Raw genomic sequence first — 19,809 nt, 5'->3', positions numbered from 1 at the left:
TTTATGGCCGAAACATACTCAGCAGATCAAATTCAGGTACTGGAGGGACTTGCAGCGGTACGAAAACGTCCGGGAATGTACATTGGGACCACCGATGTAGCGGGTTTGCACCACATGGTGTGGGAAATCTTGGACAACGCGATTGATGAAGCCATGGCGGGACATTGCCGCAACATTAAGATTGATATTCATGCTGATGGCAGTGTGCGCGTCGAAGACGACGGGCGTGGTATTCCAGTGGATAAGCACAAAGGAACGGGTAAATCTGCTCTCGAAACAGTGCTCACAGTGCTGCACGCTGGAGGAAAATTTGGTGGAGGCGGTTATAAGGTTTCTGGAGGTTTGCATGGAGTGGGAAGTTCTGTCGTGAATGCCCTTTCTGTACATCTCAAAGCTGAAGTCAGTCGGGATGGAAAACTCTATGTGCAAGAATACAAGCAAGGGAATCCGCTTTCTGAAGTGAAAGAGGCCGGAAAATCGACGCATACGGAACGGCCATCACCTTCACTCCAGACCCTGAAATTTTTCCTGATCGCAATTTTGATTATGCGACGGTCGTCAACCGTGCTCGTCAACAGGCTTATCTCACCAAGGGGGTGACCATTCGCATTCACGATCACCGCGATGGGGAGCGAACAATGTTTTATTTTGAGGGAGGAATCAAATCTTATGTTCAGCATCTCAACCGCGACCGTGAAAAAATTGGAGATGTGATTTATATGGAGCAAGAGGTGCCTGAGGGACTCATTGAAATCTCTTTGCAATACACTCAAGCTTTTCAAGAGACGGTGGTTAGTTTTGCCAACAACATTCACACACCAGAAGGAGGAATGCATCTCACTGGGTTCCGCAGTGCTCTGACTCGTGTGCTCAACAATTACGCTCGCAAAGCTGAACTTTTAAAAGAAAAGGATCAAAACTTCTCTGCTGAAGATGTGCGCGAAGGGCTCACGGCTGTGATTTCTGTAAAACTTGGCGATCCTCAATTCGAAGGTCAAACCAAGAGTAAGCTTGGAAATGCCGAGATGCGCACCGCTGTGGAAGCTGTGTTTGCAGAACAACTGGAGACGTATTTGGAAGAAAATCCTGCCGATGCTCGCGGCATTGTGGCGAAATGCTCCCTTGCCCAACGCGCTCGCCTCGCGGCTCGCGCGGCTCGCGACACCGTGATTCGTAAAGGAGCCCTTGAAGGAATGACTTTGCCAGGTAAACTCGCCGACTGCAGCAGTCGCGATCCCCACTCTTCTGAACTTTACATTGTGGAGGGAGATTCCGCTGGAGGAAGCGCCAAGCAAGGACGAAACCGTGAATTTCAGGCTATTTTGCCGCTGCGTGGTAAGATTTTGAATGTGGAACAGGCTCGCCTCGATAAAATGATTGCCAACAACGAAATCAAGAACCTTGTGATTGCCTTGGGGGCCAGCATTGGCGAAACTTTTGATATCAGCAAGCTCCGTTACCATCGCGTAGTGATCATGACGGATGCCGACGTGGATGGGGCTCACATCCGTACACTTTTGTTGACGCTTTTCTACCGTTATTTACGTCCCATTATTGAGATGGGCTACCTTTACATTGCCCAACCTCCTCTTTATAAGGTGGCGCATGGCAAGACCGTGCATTATGCTTATTCCGACAGGGAACGTGACGAGCTGGTGGCTACTTTTGGCGAAAAGAAGCCTTCCATTCAACGTTACAAAGGTTTGGGAGAAATGAATGCCGATCAGCTTTGGGAAACCACTATGGATCCGGAAACGCGCACCATGCTGCGAGTGAGCATTACCGATGCCGAAAAGGCGGACTATGTGTTCGAAACCTTGATGGGAGGGGAAGTTTCTGCTCGCAAAAAGTTCATTCAAACCCACGCCAAACGCGTGAAGAATTTGGATATTTAGAGTTGGCTTCTAGTACGGTGATTTTCAAGGAGCCTTGGTCTTGTTTTTCCTCGATTTTTTAGGTATAATTACGAGATTTAACGTCTTTCATGATTGAGCTCGGAACCTTTAAGGATTTACAGGCATTGGTGAAACTTCTCAATACCGCGTGGGGGGACTTGGAATATCGGCTTGAACCTGTTGAGGGGGATAAAGGTTCCTATTTGTTTGTGGAAGATCCCTTGGATCAGGACACTTATGAATGTGGAATTGTGGAAAAAAAAGGAGCCAAAGCCTATGCCCTTTCTTCAAGCGTTTATGAACTGATCATTGGGGCTTATTTGCGTTATAAAGAGGATTTTATTAAATGAGGTTGACGAAGGCAGTGGCTTTTCCTTATACTCCCTTCGCTTAAGTTTTTTACATGGCTCGTCAAAGCAATTTCTGGGTTCGTGCGGATCAAAATGAATCTTCTGAGAAGCGTGTTGCACGCTTCAAGCAATGGTTCAATCGTTCTCGCATTGGGGATCTTGTAAAAGGTCGTCGTTACCGCGAACGTCCTCTCACCAAGCGTCTCGTTCGTCAAAGTGCTTTGATGCGTGAAGATTTCCGTACTGAACGGGAACGCAGCAAGTTTTATCAATAATGCGCATCGCTCAGATTCTGAGCTCGGCCCAAAAAGAACATCTCCGTCTCGAAATGGAGCTTTTTTTATGTCATTTGCTCGGTAAAGTTCGCCTCGATTTGATTGCGCATGGAGAAGAAGAAGTGCCGGTGGAAAAAATGGCCGAATTGCAGCGGGCTTGGACGGAGCTGAAAGCCGGAAAACCTGTGGCTTATTTGACGCATGAAAAGGAATTTTATGGCCTTAACTTTTTTGTGAATGAGTCGGTTTTGATCCCCCGACCTTGCACGGAACTTTTGGTGGATTGGGCGGCTTCAGTGGCTGAGAAGGCTGTTTTAGAAATTGGAACAGGCAGTGGAGCCGTTGCCTTGGCTTTGAAAAGCAAGCGGCCTGATCTGCAGGTGATGGCTACGGATGTGAGCTTGGATGCGCTCGCGGTGGCTCGCAAGAATGCGCAGCGCTTGGGGCTGGAAGTGGAATTTTTGCAGTCGGACTTGCTGGGGCAGGTGCCGAGGGAAGATTTTGATACTTTGCTTGCGAATTTGCCGTACATTGGCACGGAGATGCATGCGGCGATCGATGAAAATGTTTTGAAGTATGAGCCAGTCTTGGCTCTTTTTGCAGGCCTGGATGGACTCGATTTGTACAGGCGTCTTTTTGTGGAGGCAAAAAATTGGGATTTCAAATTCATTTTAGGAGAAGTCGGTTTTACTCAAGGGTTTGCGATTCAAGAACTTGCGACGGTTTTGCTGCCGGCTTATCGCTTCACTTTGCGACAAGATTTGGAGGGGCTTGACCGGCATTTTCTCCTGGAAAGAAAAGAAGAAATCTGATACAACCACTGCATGAAAGAAAAATTGCAAAAAATGGCAGCCGAGTTTGATGAGCTGGAAGTGAGAATGGCAGATCCTGTGGTGATTGCGGACCAAACGGGTTATCAAAAACTCCTGAAACGTCGCCGTGAGCTTCAAAGGGCCGTGGAGTTGTTCCGAGAGCAGGAACGTCTTGAAAAACAGATTGAAGGCAGTGAGCAACTTTTAGAAGACTCCGATGAAGAACTTCGAGAAATGGCTAAGGAAGAGCTCAAGGAAGCCAAGACGGCGCTTGAAAAATTGGAAGAAGAATTGAAGCTGGAACTGGCCCCTAAAGACCCGAACGATCAGAAGAATTGCATCATGGAAATTCGGGCGGGTACCGGTGGGGATGAGGCGGCTCTTTTTGCGGAAGAGCTCAGTCGTATGTATTTGCGTTATCTCAAAAACAAGGGCTATCCAACGGAAATGATTTCGGAAAGTCCTGGGGAGCGAGGGCTCAAAGAAATGATTTTTAAGGTGAATGGAGAGGGGGCCTATGGTCGGATGAAATATGAAAGTGGAGTGCATCGCGTGCAACGCATTCCTGAAACGGAGGCCAAGGGCCGGGTGCACACTTCAGCGGCTTCGGTGGTGGTTTTGCCTGAGATGGATGAAGTGGAGGTGGAGATTCGCGATCAAGATTTACGTATTGATGTGTTTCGCTCTGGGGGGAGTGGGGGACAAAGTGTGAATACGACCGATTCTGCGGTGCGCGTGACCCATATTCCTTCGGGATTGGTGGTGCAGTGTCAGGATGAAAAGTCTCAGCTCAAGAATAAAATCAAGGCACTGGGGGTTTTGCGGTCCCGTCTCTTTGCGCTTGAAGAAGAAAAACGTGCCAAAGAACTGGGAGATGCGCGGTCTTCACAGGCGGCAACGGGGGAACGCGGTGATAAAATCCGCACCTATAACTTCCCTCAAGATCGTGTAACCGATCATCGTTTGGGACAAAATTTCAGCAACATTCCAGCCATTATGGACGGTGAAATCGACGATTTGGTGGATGCGCTGATTTTGAATGACCAGATGCAGCGTTTGGCTCAGGCTGGAAATTAATCCTCTTTTTATGTGGATCGACACGCATTGTCATCCTTTCTCTGGTGCTTTGAAGGCGGAAGAAACCGAAGCGTTTGAACGTGCTCGGGCAGCAGGGGTTTCTAAGTTTATTGTGGTGGGTTATGACCCCGCTGCCAACCTGGAGGTGCTTCGCCTCATTGAGGTTCATCCGGATGCGTGGGGGACGGTGGGAATTCACCCTTGTGAGGCTGATTTATTGACGGAAGAGGCCTTAGCTTTGCTGCGGGAGCAAGCGGCTCATCCACGCATTGTGGGTTTGGGGGAGATGGGGCTGGATTATTACCATAAAGATACGAGTCCAGCCGTACAGTTTGAGGCTTTCCGTCGGCAGATTCGTCTGGCCAATGAGCTGGATTTACCTTGCATCGTGCACTCTCGGGACGCTGCGGAAGACACTTTGCGGATTTTGCTTGAAGAAAAGGCCAAGCGGGCGATTTTCCACTGTTACAGTTATGGGCCTGAGTTTGGCCGAAAGGTTTGGGAGGCGGGTTACATGACCAGTTTCAGTGGAGTGGTGACGTATCCGAACGCCAAAGAAATTCAAGAAGCCGCTCGCCTTGCCCCGGCTGATCTTATTTTGACTGAAACAGATTGCCCGTGGCTTGCACCGCAGTCTGTGCGAGGCCAGCGAAATGAGATGGCTTATGTGGTGGAAGTAGGCCAGAAATTGGCGGAGCTTCGAGGGGTTACGCCTCAGCAGTTTGCGGAGCAGGTGAGGAGGAATGGTGACCGTTTGTTTTAGCTGGGATATTTTCTCTACATGCTGTTAGCATTTTCTCCACTACCTCCATATATTCATAAAGAGCTGGGTTTTCTGCTGGACGGATGACCAGTTTTGCGATTTCCATCAACTGTGTGAGTCGATAAAAAATGTGGTGAGAGGGATGTTTTAAATTGTAATGTGAATTGACCCAGGTCTCTTTGACTAAAATGCGATATTCCATTCTGACGGTGTGCAGTTTACCATTTGCGATTGCCCACTGGCGTTGTTCGTCATCCTTTATTAAGACCATGCCTCCGGATGGCGTTTCACACATTTCGAGGTGTAAATAGAGTTTTACGTTGATGAACTCAACGCTCTCGCGTTTGTTGGGTTGCTCTCTTTTCACTTTTACAACTGCTTCTCTTGGTTTTAGCTTAAAATAATCAGTTGTAGCACTGGGTAATATAGTACACCCTAAGTGCTCCCCCAGTCCTTCCAGGATGGTTATAGCATCTTTAACAGCTTGTGAACCCTCTATAAAATCTTGAGGGGAGATGTCTATCATTAATTCCCCCCGTCCTTCATCCACCAAAGCAAAAGGATAGCCTTTTGTATTTCCTTGCATGACCTTCCACAGGGCTGCTGCTTTTCTTTTCACGTCCAGTGTTTTTTCTCCTACATAGATTAAGTATTTGTTATCACCTACAGTTATTTTTCGATATGTGATGGGCTCCTCATTTCCATCGATTTGTTCAAATTTATCTTGTGTTTTATCTCCATGAAGATTGTTTTTGATGAAATTTAAAACTTCTCTACTAAGAACTTGTCTGATTTCTGGTTTCAGATGAATCGATCTCAAATTCAATAGGAAAAATACTACGGTTAACCAGAGTATCTCTTGAGTGTGATAGAGGTCTAGAGCTTCTTTTTCACTTTTATCATGATCTCCTTCTTGAATTCCTTTGAGAAAGTTGAAGGCCAAGTCGGTGAATCCGTGAGAGCCCACTGTGTCTCCATCTAAGGCAGTTAATGGATTTTTAGGTGGCAATTGTAGCTCCGTGTCGCCGGTTAATTCTTGGTACATTTCTGCTACTTTGGGTCCATTTTCGTATAAGTCATCTCCCAGTTGTTTGTATAATTTTAAGGCATCATTCAAGGCTTTGCTTATTTGCTCCCTCATTGAAGCAGGATTTCCCCTTATGTTTTCAGGAATATTATCTCCTACGATGGCTTGTATCAGGTCAATAGAGGTTTGTGCTTTGACTTCTGTTTCAAATATGCTTGCTGGCATTCCTTCTGTTGGATTTGCCATTTTTTTGTCATGCTCTATCTTTGCTGAAGCTAAAATTGTTTTTAATTTATTAAAGTTTAAGTCCATTCCTGGTAAGCATGGCAAATCTTCAAAATTTTTAAGGCCATTCCTTAAAAGATAAACAAAAACACTACGAAGTTGATTGACTTGCTCAGGTATTTCCAGTTGGATTGCAGCTTTTCTGGCCAATTCCCATAGATGCACGTTTTCTGCGGACTCATTTAAATGTAACCCTGGTGTGAGCCCCACTGCTGTCGGTTTGACACTTTCTCTTCCCATCACTGCTCTGTCTAAAACAGTGAGCAGGGGGGCTATGGCTGTAAAAAAGCGTTGGGCCAAATTGATCTGTCCAGTTTCTAATTGTGTCTTGTGCTTGTAGATTCAGTGAGAGCCCATCTTGGTTGTTTGGCAGATCTTTTAGTGCGGTCAGCCCCACCTGCAGTGTATTTTCTGCTCCGTCTTCGTCTGTTTTGTCTGTTGACATGTTTGAATTATATACCAAACCCGTCTTTTCTTCAATATTTTCTCATCTGTAAAAGAACATATTTTGAAATTGGAGTCCCATCTTCTCCGCAGCCTTCAGTCTTTCTTTGTCTTTGTATCCTTTGCGAATTTCGCCGGTGAGGCTCATTTCGCCCCAGAAAACGGCGTTTTCGGGGAGGGGCTTTTTTTGGAAGCTGGATACAATGGCGGAGCATACGGCCAGGTCTGCGGCGGGGTCATTTAAACTTAAACCGCCGGTGATTTTGATGTAGACGTCTTGGTCTGCGAGGTCAAGGCCTTTGTGTTTTTGCAGTACGGCGATCAGCAATTCGAGGCGGTTTCGGTCGAAACCGCTGGCCATGCGTTTGGGGTAGCCAAAATGAGTGGTGCTGACCAGGGCTTGCACTTCCATGAGGAGGGGTCTATGGCCTTCCATGCTCAAGGTGAGGGCACTCCCGACGGCGTTTTTGGGTCGATTTTCAAGGATACGCTCGCCTGGATTTTTCACTTCTTGTAGGCCTTCTTCACTCATTTCGAAGAGCCCGATTTCGCTCACGGGTCCGAAGCGGTTTTTCACGGCGCGAAGCATGCGCAGTTCTTGGTCCCTTTCCCCTTCTAAAATCAGTACCGTGTCCACGAGATGCTCCAGCACCTTGGGTCCAGCAATGTTGCCCTCTTTGTTCACATGACCGATGAGCAGGGTGGGGATGTGAAGGGTTTTGATGGTGTTCATCAAGATTTCGGTGCAGTAACGCACTTGGCTCAGACTGCCGGCCACTCCTGGAATTTCATTGGAGGACAGCACTTGAATGGAGTCGATGACTAAAAAGTTGGGTTTTTCTGCCTCTATTGTGGCGAGGATGTTTTCTAAAGTGTTTTCGTACAAAATGCGAATGTTTCCGTGCTGAGCTTTGAGACGACGTGCGCGGTCGGAAACTTGCTCCACCGATTCTTCACCCGTGATGTAGAGTGCTTTTTCTTTTTGCCCGGCCATGCGATCTAAGACTTGCATGGTAAGGGTGGACTTTCCTATGCCAGGTTCCCCGGAAAGCAAGAGGAGACTGCCCTCCACAATGCCTCCGCCCAGCACTTGATCCCACTCTTCAATGCCGGTTTTTGCGCGAGCTTTAGGGGCCGCTTGTTCATTGAGATTTTTTGGGGCTTCTCTTGGCAGTCCACGAGAGCTGACCCTTTTTTCGGCTTTGCCCACATTGATCACATCTTCGGCAAAAGTGTTCCATTCCTCGCAAGAGGGGCAGCGGCCTTGCCATTTGGAGCTTTCTTGGCCGCAATTTTGACACAGATAGATGGTTTTGAGTTTCATAAGCGTTGGATGAGCCTAGGGTAGTGTATACTCACCCCACATGCAAGAGCAAAATAGCATTGAACCTTAAGGCCTATTTCGTTAATATCCTGCCCGTGGATCGGTAGCTCAGTTGGTAGAGCAGAAGACTCTTAATCTTTTGGTCGAGGGTTCGAGTCCCTCCCGGTCCACCAGTTTTGGGGCAAGGTGGCGGAACGGTCACGCAGCGGTTTGCAAAACCGTACCAAATGGGTTCAACTCCCATCCTTGCCTCCAGATTTTTAACACCGCGCCTGGGTGGTGAAATGGTAGACACGCGAGACTTAAAATCTTGTGGCCGCAAGGTCATGTGGGTTCGATTCCCACCCCAGGCACCACCTAAAACTCATACCTATGACTTTCCCTTCTAAAGACCTCATGTTTTTTAAATTCATTCTTGCGACTTCCGTCGTGGTGTACGGCCTTTTGATCGTGCTGCTTGAGAAATTTATTCTCTCTGAGGCGGAAGGTGGATTCACCAATGTCCCTTCCGATCCCCTTTCTCAACAATTGCTTCTTATTTTTGCCGGAGTGGCTGTCTTGAGTGGGATACTTCAGTTTGCGCTGCCCGCACGCATCAAAAATCCAGAGGCGGCTTTCTTTATTCGTCTTGCGCTCTGTGAAAGCATTGCTTTACTCGGTTTCTTCCTCTATTTGCTCTCTGGGTTTATTACAGAGGCCTACCTCTTTATTGGAGTTTCTTTCCTCCTGATTTTATTTGGAAACCGAGCCCAAAAGACCCTTTGAGTGGGCGAGGATCAGAAGGCCCACTGCAAAGAAAGGCAAACTCAGCATTTGTCCGGTGGTGAGATTGAAGAAGTTTTCGTGCAAAGGGAATTCTTTGACAAACTCCACGGTGAAGCGCATTGCGAAGTAAAGGGTGAAGAAAAGTCCCACGAAAAAGCCGGGATTCATGTCTTTGTTTTTCTTGAGCCACAGCGGGTATAAAATTACAAAAAGCAGGGCACCCATGCCAAATTCATAGAGTTGAGAGGGATGACGAGCCAGATTGTCGATTCGACTGAAAGTCACTGCCCAGGGCAGGTCGGTGATGCGGCCATAGAGTTCGCTGTTAAAAAAATTTCCAAGGCGAATCAGGCTGATGGGCAGGGCGGCCACTACAACGATAATGTCGGCATAATCAAAGGTTTTGACTTTTTTATTGCGCCAGAGGAAAAGGGCGTAAGCCACCAGTAGACCAATCGCGGCGCCGTGGCTAGCGAGCCCCCCCTGCCATATTTTGAGGATTTGCATGGGGTTGGACAGGTAATAATCCAGTTCGTAAAAGACAATGTGTCCAAAGCGTGCGCCCAAAATGAGTCCCACGATGAGGTAAACGGTCAGAGAATCGAGCTTTTCAAGCGAGAGGTCCTTTTTTTGGACCAGCTGCCGTGCCACTTGGTAGGCTAAAAAGAGCCCCAGGGCAAAGAACACGCCGTAGTAACGAATTTCCAAGGGGCCCAGGTGCAGGAGGACGGGATCGATGTTCCAAATCATGGTGGAGGGATTAACAGTTTAGCGAAGTTCAAAGGATTTGAGCATGGTGAGCATGCGCTCGACGGTGAATTCATCTTCGCGTGGGTCGTAAGTGGCAGTCACGATGTAAGCCTGCTCCCCTTTGGCGAGGGCCAATTGCATGAATTGCAGCGGTTCGCTGCTGCTTTCATTCTTCCCTGAAAAAGTGAAGAGCGTGGTTTTGCTTTCGCCGCCACCCACGCTGAGGGTCAATTCTTCTTGGGTGAGCAGGGTGTAGTCCAGCAGGTGGTCTTCATGTTCGCTGAGTTTTTCTTGCAGTACATCGAAACTGGTGAGGTTGTCTTCGTTGGCTTCGCGGATCACGGTCACATTGGCTACAAAATCACCGTCTTTAAGGTTGTCTCGAAAGGCCACGCGAATGCCATCGGGATATTCGGAGGTGAAGGAATTGACGGTTTCCCAATCTTCAGGCTTATCAATGAGGAAGTCACTGGCTTTGTATTCCACAAAGCGATAAGTGTCGCCGTTGCTGCCGTCGTCACTGCCGCTGTCCGATCCGTTGCAGGAGGCGAGGAGAAGACTTAGATTTAATAAAAAAACAGTAAATTTTTTCATAGTGAGTTCATTGTATCAAAGTATTCTACTTTTTAAATGCTTTTAACAATGACTTGTCCATTCGTATCCATACCTTGAGTGTGGAGCAAAAGGTACGCCAATCCCATCAAATGCCCTTGCCGTATATGGGCTTTTTTCTGTTCTTTTATCCTCTATATATGCCTTGACGGCTTCTGATTCTGCTAAGATGTTTAATGCCATCTTCCACCTTTTGGTCGAGATCAGGTGGTCAAAAGAAGGAATCTGCTTTTGTGGAGCCACCCATCTTTTGTTTGGTCTTCCAATTAGGGCAAAATTTGTACTTTTTATACTTGTAACGTGGCACCACCACCCCAGAAAAGGCGTGAATTCTGCATCGTCCAAAATTCCATTAGGCTCCCCAATACGCTTGACCTTGAGTAGGGTATCTCCCAAACATTTTAGCGAAATTCTGTCATGGATGTCTACGATAGCTAACAATAGACCTACTCTTGTTGTGTGGTGGCCATTGTGTTGTTGCAATGCATTGCTGTTGCTTAACTCTGCTACTGGGCAGATGGGGTTGCTGAGTCCTCGATGCACGATGATTCTGTGGTCTTTTTCAAGTGGTAACATGCTTTTGATGATGAATTCAGGGTCGGCATATTGACATAAGTTAAAAATATTTTCAACAAGCGGGATCAACTGTGCGAGTTACATTTCCCTTTTGTGATGGGCTGAGTGAGACGGAATGGCGAAGAGAGCCGGTTCTTACGCGTATTGTGCGTGTGACTGGCGTGGATGTGGGGAACCCATCATTGAGTTCGCCGTTTCACGTTTTTAGAGATTCGGATAAGTAGAGGCTATCTCCGAGTTCGATGAGCGTGGATTCATGCAAACGCGCCCACGGATATTGCTGAGGGCGTACGGCTTCTTCCGGAGAGGCATTAACGTTTCATGATGATGCCGTCGATCAGTCCGTAGTCTTTGGCCTGTATTGCGGTCATGAAGTTGTCGCGCTCGGTGTCGTCCTCCACTTTTTTCAGTTTTTGCCCGCTGTGTTTGGCGATGATTTCGTTCAAAAGATTTTTGGTGCGGATGATGTGATCAGCGTGAATGCGGATGTCGGTGGCCTGCCCTTCGGTTCCTCCAAGAGGCTGGTGGATCATGATCTCGGCATTGGGCAGCGAGAAACGCTTCCCCTTAGCTCCACCGGTGCAGATGATGGCGCCCATAGAAGCCGCCATGCCCATCACAATGGTGGAAACGTCGGGCTTCACATATTGCATGGTGTCGTAAATGGCGAGTCCCGCGGTCACGTGTCCCCCTGGGGAGTTGATGTACATCAAAATGTCGCGCTTGGCATCTTCGTTTTCAAGGAAGAGCATTTGGGCGATGAGCAGGCTGGCCATGTTGGATTCGACTTCGGTGAACATGAAGATCACACGGTCTTTCATCAGACGAGAGTAGAGGTCGTAGGCACGTTCTCCGTCGTGAGACTTTTCGAGCACCGTGGGCACCAGCATGTTGGTGATTTCGGGCGCGAGTCCGCGATTGTTTTTTAAATGTTTGGCCTGATTTTTGAGCAGGCTGGATCGAGTGAAGTGGAAAAAATTAGACATTGGGCGGGATTAAAACTGAGCTCAGTATAGCATTTTTAGGGTCTTGTAACTCAAGGTCATTTTTCTGAGCAGAGTATTTTTGGATCTGCGCCAACTCCCCATTGCGAGTGACTCGATAGCCGTAATTTAAAATGGCTGTGGTTTTGAATTCGTTTCCTTCCAAAAGGAGCTTGAGGCTCTGGCCTGTCTTTGCTTCATAATGTTCTTTAATGGCGGAATAGGTTTCACTTTGGAAAAAGTGATCTCGCTGCTCAACAATGAGAGCGGTGTCTTTTTTGATTTGGGCCTCAGTCAATTCAATGACTCCTTGTGCGGTGAGTGCTTTGGCTATTGCCTCCCAATAGTCGGCTGTGCTTTGCGTGTCGACTGCCGAATTGAGTCCTTGCAGTTGTTCTGGAACCTTTTTGTCCTCGCGAGCTTGGGCTTCAAAGTCAACGGCGCTTAAAGACAATCCAAAAGCATCGCTTACTTTTTGAGCTTGATGTTTCATCAGTCCGTTCAATACTCCTCTGTATGGGCGGTTGTACAAAGTGCATAGAGCAGCCATGTAACTTTGACTGCGTTCATTCACGGCTTCAGAGTTTTGCGTGAGATAATGATCTAAACTGCCACGGGCTCCTTTTAAATTTTCGAGGGCTACTTTTGCATTCAATTTTGGATCTTCTATCAAGGCTTTTTTATAGGCATTCATATCTTTAAAACCGAATTTTTGCATTTGTTTTTCGTCCAGGCTCACTTGGAATAGGCCTACTGTATTTCGGTCGGAAACCCAGGATCGATTGATGAGTCCGCCGCTTCGTTTTTGTTCATTCAGCAAAATCAGCAGTAAACCCGTTCTATAAATAGGGTTATCGGTCACTTCTTCGACGAGTTGTTTTTCTTCGGGGCTTATGGCCACTTGCTCTAGGGCAGGGCCTAAAAATTTATCTCGTACCACGGGCATGCTCTCTGGAATGAGGATGCGGGCAGTGATGCGATCTCTCACTATTTTTCGAGTGAGGGCCTGGATGAGCTCATCATTGATCCATACAAAACTGCCCAATTCGAATTTTAGGTAGCCGGTGTTTGTTTTTCCTGTCTCATCACGATAAACAAAGGTGCGCAGGTCGATGCTGGAATTCAGGCGATCCAATTGAATCAACAATTCGTTTCTTTCTTCTTTAGAAATTTTACCCAACTTTTCAGTGAAAAAGGGTTCTATCATTTGCCAAGGTGTTTTGCCACTTTCAACAGGCAGCAGGTGTTCTCCCGGGTGTGTTTTTTCGTAATACAGGGCTTGTATCTGACGTTTCTTTTTTTGCAGTGCGTCGAATCCGCCTTGTTTTGCTACCCAATTCTTCATGGCAATGAAATCAGGAATGGGAATTCCTTCCATTTCAAGGCGAATTTGATTTGCGTCAAAACCCACTTGATCCCAATATTCTTTGGCGAGTTTCCAGTCTTGTGGATCTTTGGAAATCTGTTCGTTGAATGCTGTTTTGAGGTCTTCCCCTTTCTTTAAATAAAGATGCTTCATCAAAGCAACTGCGGGCATTTCTCGTGAACGAGGCATGTTTTTCACCTTCTCAGGTTTGATCCTTAAAATGTCTACTACGTCGTATTTCCCGCTGGCGATCAAGGCCGTAAAGCTGTCATTTTGAGCGCCCTCCATGTGATGGGCAAAATAAATGTCTTCCAGAAGCACCTTTTGATTTTCTTTTAAGATGCATTTTTGACCTGTGTCGTCTCTAAAAGCATCGTCTTTATGGGTGTAAGCTTTTCCATTTGCCCACAAAGTTATGGATTTTAGCAGGTAAGTCTTTGAAGCGTCTACATTCAAACTTCGCTTTACATAGGTCGTGAGTTCTTCATTGGCTTTAGCTGCTATTTTGATCGGTCCTTTTCCTTTGCCTAGGCATTCTAAAATGTGAGTGTTTAAACTGCGTTCTGAAGGATTTTTGAGTCCAGCATTGTAACGGGCCGACTTGCCCGCATAGTCGGAGTGCCGGTAACGAAGTGTCAAAAGGTGCGGCGTATCCGCTGTTTTTGAGTCGCTAAGGCTTTGCTCCAGTTGGTTTCGGAATTGGAGCAGGTCTGTTTGGTATTCAGGTGTGTTGAGCCTGTGATGGTGAATGGTACCTTTTCCTATCGAGAGGTAACCCTGCATGGACGCTAAAACATCCACACTGTTTTTCTTCATCAAATCCCTTTTGAGCTGCCAGGCGTGATGTTCCCCATTGAACCCTATAGCCACTAAATTTCCCCATCCAATGCGTTCCGTGAGACGACCCGCTACATAGGCCATGCAACGCACTTCTCCTCTGAGTTCAGAGGGAAGTCCTTCAGGGGCTGATCCATTTTGAATCCAATAACTTTGAGGGATGCGATACGGTGCTTCGTAGGTGGCGGCCAGAGAAGGCACCGTAATGTGTACGGCCTGACTGTCGTCGGTTTTTTCGGCATCTTGGCGGCTTTGTTTGAGCGCCAGACGGGCGATTTCTTTTCTAAGTTCTTTGGTTTGCTTAGCTGTTTCGGTGTGCGTACGCAGTGTGTTTAACTTTTTCTGAACCTCTTCTTTTAGAGCCTTTTGACGCTCGGATAGTACTTCCAGTCTCAATACGGTGGCTGAACTGTTTTCCGCGTAAAAAGATAGAATGCCTTCTTTCATCTCAAAACCTTGCACACCAGTGCTTTTTAGGAAATCTTCCAGTCTGTCTAGGGGAGGGAGCTGGGGGTCTTTTTTTAAATGATCTTCTAGTGCTTGTAAGGTTTCATACATAGCTGCTTCTGCTTCAAGCTCTTTCACTCCTGCTTTTATGAACGCACCTTTTAAATTGCCACTGATCCCTTTGTTTTTGTTGTATTCAAAAGGAGTGGGAGGCACGATGATTTGATCTGTTCGAACTTCTTTTTCTCCGTTGAATTGAGCATTTAAATGCCCGTAGTCATAGGTTTTGACCTCCTCATGATAGTTTAGGAAGGGACTGAACTTTTTTTGGAGATGATTGTAGCGCGGATACATCTGTAAGTTTAATTTGTTCATTATAACAGAATGCGTCTTGTTCTTCAAGGTGTCTCTAAGTCGTTTCTTCTCTTTAGGAGCAGTCTTTCTAAAATTCTATTGACTCTAGTTCTAGGAACGCTAAAATCGTCAAGCACGTTTCCTTATGGGAAGCGAGCGCTTGATTGACCTTTGACAGTTCGAACCTAATAGAGAGTTCCCAAAATTCAGATTTTAATTTTGAAATTTTGAACTCTATTCCTTTTTAAGGAAAACAGAGTCACTCAAATTCTACTTTTTTGGAGAGTTTGATCCTGGCTCAGGGTGAACGTTGGCGGCGCGTCTAATACATGCAAGTCGAGTGGGTTTAGACCCACGGCGGACGGCTGAGTAACACGTTGGTAGCTGCCCCCCATTCAGGGATAACCTTTCGAAAGAAAGATTAATACCGGATAGTCCCGCAAGGGTAAAGATTTATCGATGGGGGAGGCGCCTGCGTCCTATCAGTTAGTTGGTGAGGTAACGGCTCACCAAGACGATGACGGGTAGCTGGTCTGAGAGGACGACCAGCCAGAGGGAAACTGAGACACGGTTCCCACTCCTACGGGAGGCAGCAGTAAAGAATCTTCCGCAATGGACGAAAGTCTGACGGAGCGACGCCGCGTGCAGGATGAAGGCCTTCGGGTTGTAAACTGCTTTTCTGAAAGAATAATTCTGAAGGTATTTCAGGAATAAGTACCGGCAAATCTCGTGCCAGCAGCCGCGGTAATACGAGAGGTACAAACGTTACCCGGAATCATTGGGCGTAAAGCGTCCGCAGGTGGTTTGATAAGTAGGGTGTTAAATCTTGAGGCTCAACTTCAAGGCTGTGCCCTAAACTATCTCACTAGAGATTAGGAGAGGTGAGCGGAATTCTGCATGTAGGGGTAAAATCCGTAGATATGCAGAGGAACACCAAAAGCGAAGGCAGCTCACTGGCCTATATCTGACACTCATGGACGAAAGCGTAGGTAGCGAACGGGATTAGATACCCCGGTAGTCTACGCCGTAAACGATGATCACTCGGTGTTGGGAGTTCGACCCTCTCAGTGCCTAAGCAAACGCGATAAGTGATCCGCCTGAGTAGTACGATCGCAAGATTAAAACTCAAAGGAATAGACGGGGACCCACACAAGCGGTGGAGCGTGTGGTTTAATTCGATAATAAGCGAGGAACCTTACCAGGGCTTGACATCTCGGGAATCCACTGGAAACAGAGGAGTGCCGCAAGGAACCCGAAGACAGGTGCTGCATGGTTGTCGTCAGCTCGTGCCTTGAGGTGTTCGGTTAAGTCCGTAAACGAGCGCAACCCTTATCCTGTGTTGTATTTCTCACAGGAGACTGCCTTGCATAACAAGGAGGAAGGTAGGGATGACGCCAAATCAGCATGGCCCTTATGTCTTGGGCGACACACGCGCTACAATGGCCGGTACAACGGGCAGCCAAGGAGTAATCCGGAGCGAATCCCCAAAACCGGTCCAAGTTCGGATTGAGGTCTGCAACTCGACCTCATGAAGCTGGAATCGCTAGTAAATGCGTATCAGCCACGGCGCATTGAATATGTTCCTGGGTCTTGTACTCACCGCCCGTCAAGTCATGAAAGATAGGGGTGCCCAAAGGCCCTGCTCAGCAGGGACTAAGGCAAAACTATTGATTGGGACTAAGTCGTAACAAGGTATCCGTACGAGAACGTGCGGATGGACCATCTCCTTTTAAGGAGTTACGAGGATCTCGTAAGAGACTGTGTAATATATTCCCAGGTCGTCTCTGCTTTATGCAGAGCTGAGCTACCGCGAGGTAGGCTCACCCTGATTTTTTGCCTCTCTATTAAGTTCTGATTGTCATGGTTTCTCAAATGAAATGCTCCCTTCGGGGAGTTTTTTCGTTTTTCGCTTGTAGATTTTGACAAACGACTATTTTATGAAATAAATTAACACTATGGCAAATGTCAAGCGAAGACCTGTCTGAATTGGGTAACACCGCCCTTGTAGCGGAAGAAAATCTTCGTGACGACCTAACTGAAGATGTTCTTCAGCAAGAATCTTGGGATCTTGTCCTTTCAAGAGATTATGGAGGGGAAGTTTTTAAGGCGATGGATGTCGTTGCTCGACTCCAATTGTTTAGACGAGTCATGGATGCTATTAATTTTCAGGAGGTACACGAGGGTCAGCACTATTTATTGAAGGGTCTTTTTATCACCCTGAATTCTATTCATGGATTCAACGCATGGATTCATTCACTGAAGAGGAATGGGCGGCTCAATCCTTTGAGACTTTTAATAGCCTTTGCCTTTCTTATCAAAACTATTTGAGGACTTTGTTTAGGCCCTTGAGTCTCTTTTTTAGATCACGGAGTGATACACTTTTGAGTGAAAGTCTTGTAGCAGCTACGAATCCAGAGGGGGAGACTATGGGTGATGAAATGGCTTTTTTCAGTAGTTGCTTTACTGGATTGGCCTGGAGGATTTCAATGCTAGGGAAGCATTCACCTGAACAAATTAAAGAACTTGTGAATATTTTGATGGGTCATATCTATGATTTTTCTTGCGATAACTTTACGACAAATCCTAATCCTCTCGGGAGAATAGACTTTATTGAATATGTCTTGGGAGATTCATTGGAGGGTGTGCCTGCAGAGAAGTATTTCGCAAAGTGTTTCTCTTGTCTGACTGAGGATGGTGAGGTGGCTTCTCATCAGCCAGATTTGTTCAAATTTATTGCGGCTTTTTTTAGAGCAGCACAAAGTTTTCATACGTTCTCCCAAAAAGTTGGCAATAGACCTCGGCCTTTTCCTCCTTATTCTCGTCTAGGGGCCCTAACCTCAGGAGCGCTTGGAGCTAGGAATGTGACGTCTTCGAGGACGATCGTTCCTGCTTTGGCTTTTGACTTAGCGTCGGGAACGCTTGTGCCACCGCCTGGTGAAGATGGAGCCTCGGAGGAGGCAGCAGCGACGAACATTAGGGATTTGATTAACGATCCAGAGCCAGGATCAGTGAGTGCGGGTTGTCCACCTTCAGTTTCACCTCCTCCGCTTGTTATGCCTAGGGCATCTTTTTCAGTAGCTCAGAATGTAGCAGCAAGTGAATTTGTTGCTGTAAGTAAACCTGTTGAAAGGGAGGTGTCGCCTTTGCCTTTGAGACAGCAGTCCCTTAGGTTACCTATAGCTTTGACTCATGCTCTTCTTGTGGCGTGTTGTTTTTTGAATGGGGGCACGCGGGCGACTCCATTCAAGGAAGGTGATGCACAAAAGGAACTTGCTTTTGCACGTCACCCGGCAACGGATGAGAGTGAGGGTCTTGTGTCCATATCGAAAGTCCAAGTGCTATCTGTTGTAGAAGTGGATTCAATCCCAACTGCTTCCACTGGTCCTTTAGAGGTCCATCGTTTTTTGGACCGCCATACAAATGCTGACGCAGCACTTGTTTTTCAGTGTAATCCAGGCCTTACAGAGTCATCGATTCTTGCTCGTAGTGGTGAAGTGGATGTTCAGCTTGAAGAACAGCGTCTTGTTGTAAAACTGGGGGAATGGTCGGTGGCAAGATCTTACCCTCTACCGGACTGCAATTCGCTTTCGCTTTCTACACCTTACATAGTGCCTTTATTTCGAGAAGATCCAGCTCTCAATTAAAGGGACTTTACACTTCCACCCTGCTTGATCAACGGAAGGCCATTGCAAATGTCCCCCGTGGTGGCGTTTGAGCTTTTGGAGATGAAAAGTTTTCCATTTTCAATTTTAAACTTTCCATGGGCGGGAATCTTGTCCACATTCATCTTTTGCTCGGTCAAATAAGCAAGGGACATTAAAGCTTCTTTGTGAGCTAGTTCTTTGACGGATGGATTCGTAGAGTAACATTTCCTAAAAAAATCAACCAAAATCAAATAAAGAGAATCTCTTTTTAACAGGTCTCCTTTCTTGTCAAAAGATTCTTTTTTAGGATCATAGGGATCTATCGGTCCCTCCAGCAATATTTTTCTTATTTCTTCTGGGTTTTGATAGCCTTTTTCTTGGAATGCCTCTTGCGCGCGCTGATTGTGGTCGACTTCATATTTCAATTCTAGAGCTCTGTATGCTGTTTCTTTAGCACTTCCTTCTACGAGTTCATGTGGGTTCTCCTTGCTGACCCCTCCGTGGTTTGAATGAAAGACTTCATTGTCTGACATAGGCTGACTGTTATTCGGATAAAATATGGCTCTAATCTGTTTATTTTAGCATGTTCTTCGTAGTATGTAAATGACCTCTTTTGGGCATTACAAAACTGGTGGGCGATCCAAGACTTGAACTTGGGACCTCGACATTATCAGTGTCGCGCTCTAACCACCTGAGCTAATCGCCCTCAAATGGGTGTGGTTCCGAATTGGAAAGTGGTGGAGCTGAGGAGAGTCGAACTCCTGACCTCCTCGGTGCAAACGAGGCGCTCTAGCCAACTGAGCTACAGCCCCACTTCCGTCGCCTTCGAAAAGAAAGCAGGGAACTTATATCATTTTGCGAGGAGCGAAATCAAGGCGAGATTTTAGATTTGATCTTCCTTATAAAACTGGGCAGACTGGAAGCAGTTTTAACGACGCCACGTTCATGCAATATCTTCAGGGTTTTATTGGGATGTTGATCGGCCTTCTGATTCTTATTTATAGGCCCAAGATCAAAGATTTTACGGGCGATATTGCTTTTGCCGAGCGCTATTTGGGCTCTGGGGGAACTTGGACTTTCTTCATTATTCTGGGTGTGGGCATTTTTATTTTGAGTCTTTTGTGGGCGACCGGAACTTTTCAAAGTTTTACGTCGGATCGTTTTTCGCAGTTTCTGTAAAAAAGAGGCGTTTTTGACGACGTGCTTGACAAAACAACGTGAAG

The 19,809-nt window shown here is 46.7% G+C and carries 17 protein-coding genes, 5 tRNA genes, 1 rRNA gene and 1 pseudogene; 14 read left to right on the top strand and 10 right to left on the bottom strand.

What is annotated here, in order from left to right:
- Positions 1-3 precede the first annotated feature (3 nt).
- The 6 genes and pseudogenes from gyrB to IPG41_01275 all read left to right on the top strand — a co-directional run bounded on the left by gyrB (position 4) and on the right by IPG41_01275 (position 5,172).
- Positions 4-1,895, top strand: a pseudogene (gene gyrB, locus IPG41_01300) (DNA topoisomerase (ATP-hydrolyzing) subunit B).
- Positions 1,896-1,984: 89 nt separating this feature from the next.
- Positions 1,985-2,245 (top strand): hypothetical protein, encoded by a 261-nt coding sequence (locus IPG41_01295; protein QQR55181.1) that lies wholly within the window; start codon positions 1,985-1,987, stop codon positions 2,243-2,245.
- A 53-nt stretch (positions 2,246-2,298) separates the two neighbouring features.
- On the top strand, positions 2,299-2,520 hold the full coding sequence (locus tag IPG41_01290; protein ID QQR55180.1) for a hypothetical protein: 222 nt from the start codon (positions 2,299-2,301) through the stop codon (positions 2,518-2,520).
- On the top strand, positions 2,520-3,332 hold the full coding sequence (gene prmC / locus IPG41_01285) for a peptide chain release factor N(5)-glutamine methyltransferase (protein ID QQR55179.1): 813 nt from the start codon (positions 2,520-2,522) through the stop codon (positions 3,330-3,332). Before IPG41_01290 ends, prmC begins: the two co-directional genes overlap by 1 nt.
- Before the next feature lie 12 nt (positions 3,333-3,344).
- Entirely contained in the window at positions 3,345-4,409 is a 1,065-nt protein-coding gene (prfA, locus tag IPG41_01280; GenBank protein ID QQR55178.1) for a peptide chain release factor 1, read from the top strand.
- A gap of 10 nt (positions 4,410-4,419) precedes the next feature.
- Positions 4,420-5,172 (top strand): TatD family hydrolase, encoded by a 753-nt coding sequence (locus tag IPG41_01275; protein ID QQR55177.1) that lies wholly within the window; start codon positions 4,420-4,422, stop codon positions 5,170-5,172.
- Here the strand turns inward: IPG41_01275 and IPG41_01270 are convergent.
- Positions 5,117-6,784, bottom strand: coding sequence for a hypothetical protein (locus IPG41_01270; GenBank protein QQR55176.1), 1,668 nt, complete (start codon positions 6,782-6,784; stop codon positions 5,117-5,119). The genes IPG41_01275 and IPG41_01270 overlap by 56 nt on opposite strands.
- A 187-nt stretch (positions 6,785-6,971) precedes the next feature.
- Positions 6,972-8,252: a DNA repair protein RadA gene (gene radA / locus IPG41_01265; GenBank protein ID QQR55175.1), complete on the bottom strand. Its 1,281-nt coding sequence runs from the start codon at positions 8,250-8,252 to the stop codon at positions 6,972-6,974.
- 97 nt (positions 8,253-8,349) lie between these two features.
- Between radA and IPG41_01260 the strand changes: the two genes are divergently transcribed.
- From IPG41_01260 to IPG41_01245, 4 genes are all read left to right on the top strand, one after another.
- Positions 8,350-8,425: transfer RNA gene (locus IPG41_01260), tRNA-Lys, on the top strand.
- Between the two features lie 7 nt (positions 8,426-8,432).
- Positions 8,433-8,507: transfer RNA gene (locus tag IPG41_01255), tRNA-Cys, on the top strand.
- Between the two features lie 15 nt (positions 8,508-8,522).
- A tRNA-Leu gene (locus IPG41_01250) sits at positions 8,523-8,608 on the top strand.
- Between the two features lie 16 nt (positions 8,609-8,624).
- Positions 8,625-9,017: a hypothetical protein gene (locus IPG41_01245; protein ID QQR55174.1), complete on the top strand. Its 393-nt coding sequence runs from the start codon at positions 8,625-8,627 to the stop codon at positions 9,015-9,017.
- On the opposite strand, the gene lgt is transcribed toward IPG41_01245, so the two are convergent.
- The 5 genes from lgt to IPG41_01220 form a co-directional block, all read right to left on the bottom strand.
- Positions 8,985-9,767: a prolipoprotein diacylglyceryl transferase gene (lgt, locus tag IPG41_01240; protein ID QQR55173.1), complete on the bottom strand. Its 783-nt coding sequence runs from the start codon at positions 9,765-9,767 to the stop codon at positions 8,985-8,987. The two genes, IPG41_01245 and lgt, sit on opposite strands and share 33 nt — an antisense overlap.
- Before the next feature lie 18 nt (positions 9,768-9,785).
- On the bottom strand, positions 9,786-10,361 hold the full coding sequence (locus IPG41_01235; GenBank protein QQR55172.1) for a hypothetical protein: 576 nt from the start codon (positions 10,359-10,361) through the stop codon (positions 9,786-9,788).
- Positions 10,362-10,403: 42 nt separating this feature from the next.
- Positions 10,404-11,024 carry a hypothetical protein gene (locus IPG41_01230; GenBank protein QQR55171.1) on the bottom strand — a complete coding sequence of 207 codons (621 nt, stop codon included), beginning with the start codon at positions 11,022-11,024 and terminating at the stop codon, positions 10,404-10,406.
- Positions 11,025-11,266: 242 nt separating this feature from the next.
- Positions 11,267-11,842: an ATP-dependent Clp protease proteolytic subunit gene (locus IPG41_01225; GenBank protein QQR55639.1), complete on the bottom strand. Its 576-nt coding sequence runs from the start codon at positions 11,840-11,842 to the stop codon at positions 11,267-11,269.
- A 91-nt stretch (positions 11,843-11,933) separates the two neighbouring features.
- Positions 11,934-14,963, bottom strand: coding sequence for a hypothetical protein (locus IPG41_01220; protein QQR55170.1), 3,030 nt, complete (start codon positions 14,961-14,963; stop codon positions 11,934-11,936).
- A 254-nt stretch (positions 14,964-15,217) separates the two neighbouring features.
- On the opposite strand from IPG41_01220, the gene IPG41_01215 reads away from it, so the two are divergent.
- The 3 genes from IPG41_01215 to IPG41_01205 all read left to right on the top strand — a co-directional run bounded on the left by IPG41_01215 (position 15,218) and on the right by IPG41_01205 (position 18,586).
- Positions 15,218-16,672 (top strand): 16S ribosomal RNA (locus tag IPG41_01215).
- A 232-nt stretch (positions 16,673-16,904) separates the two neighbouring features.
- Positions 16,905-17,270, top strand: coding sequence for a hypothetical protein (locus IPG41_01210; GenBank protein ID QQR55169.1), 366 nt, complete (start codon positions 16,905-16,907; stop codon positions 17,268-17,270).
- Positions 17,271-17,323: 53 nt separating this feature from the next.
- Positions 17,324-18,586 (top strand): hypothetical protein, encoded by a 1,263-nt coding sequence (locus IPG41_01205; GenBank protein QQR55168.1) that lies wholly within the window; start codon positions 17,324-17,326, stop codon positions 18,584-18,586.
- Here IPG41_01205 and IPG41_01200 read toward each other — a convergent pair.
- The 3 genes from IPG41_01200 to IPG41_01190 form a co-directional block, all read right to left on the bottom strand.
- Positions 18,583-19,119 carry a hypothetical protein gene (locus tag IPG41_01200; protein QQR55167.1) on the bottom strand — a complete coding sequence of 179 codons (537 nt, stop codon included), beginning with the start codon at positions 19,117-19,119 and terminating at the stop codon, positions 18,583-18,585. The two genes, IPG41_01205 and IPG41_01200, sit on opposite strands and share 4 nt — an antisense overlap.
- Positions 19,120-19,215: 96 nt before the next feature.
- Positions 19,216-19,292: transfer RNA gene (locus IPG41_01195), tRNA-Ile, on the bottom strand.
- Between the two features lie 29 nt (positions 19,293-19,321).
- Positions 19,322-19,398 (bottom strand) — tRNA-Ala (locus IPG41_01190).
- Positions 19,399-19,531: 133 nt separating this feature from the next.
- Between IPG41_01190 and IPG41_01185 the strand changes: the two genes are divergently transcribed.
- Positions 19,532-19,765, top strand: coding sequence for a hypothetical protein (locus tag IPG41_01185; GenBank protein ID QQR55166.1), 234 nt, complete (start codon positions 19,532-19,534; stop codon positions 19,763-19,765).
- Positions 19,766-19,809: the final 44 nt, after the last annotated feature.

This window comes from Candidatus Peregrinibacteria bacterium, assembly GCA_016699145.1.
Lineage (GTDB): Bacteria > Patescibacteriota > Gracilibacteria > UBA1369 > 2-02-FULL-48-14.
The sequence above is the reverse complement of the archived record's forward strand: the minus strand, read 5'-3'. Positions and strand labels throughout refer to the sequence as shown.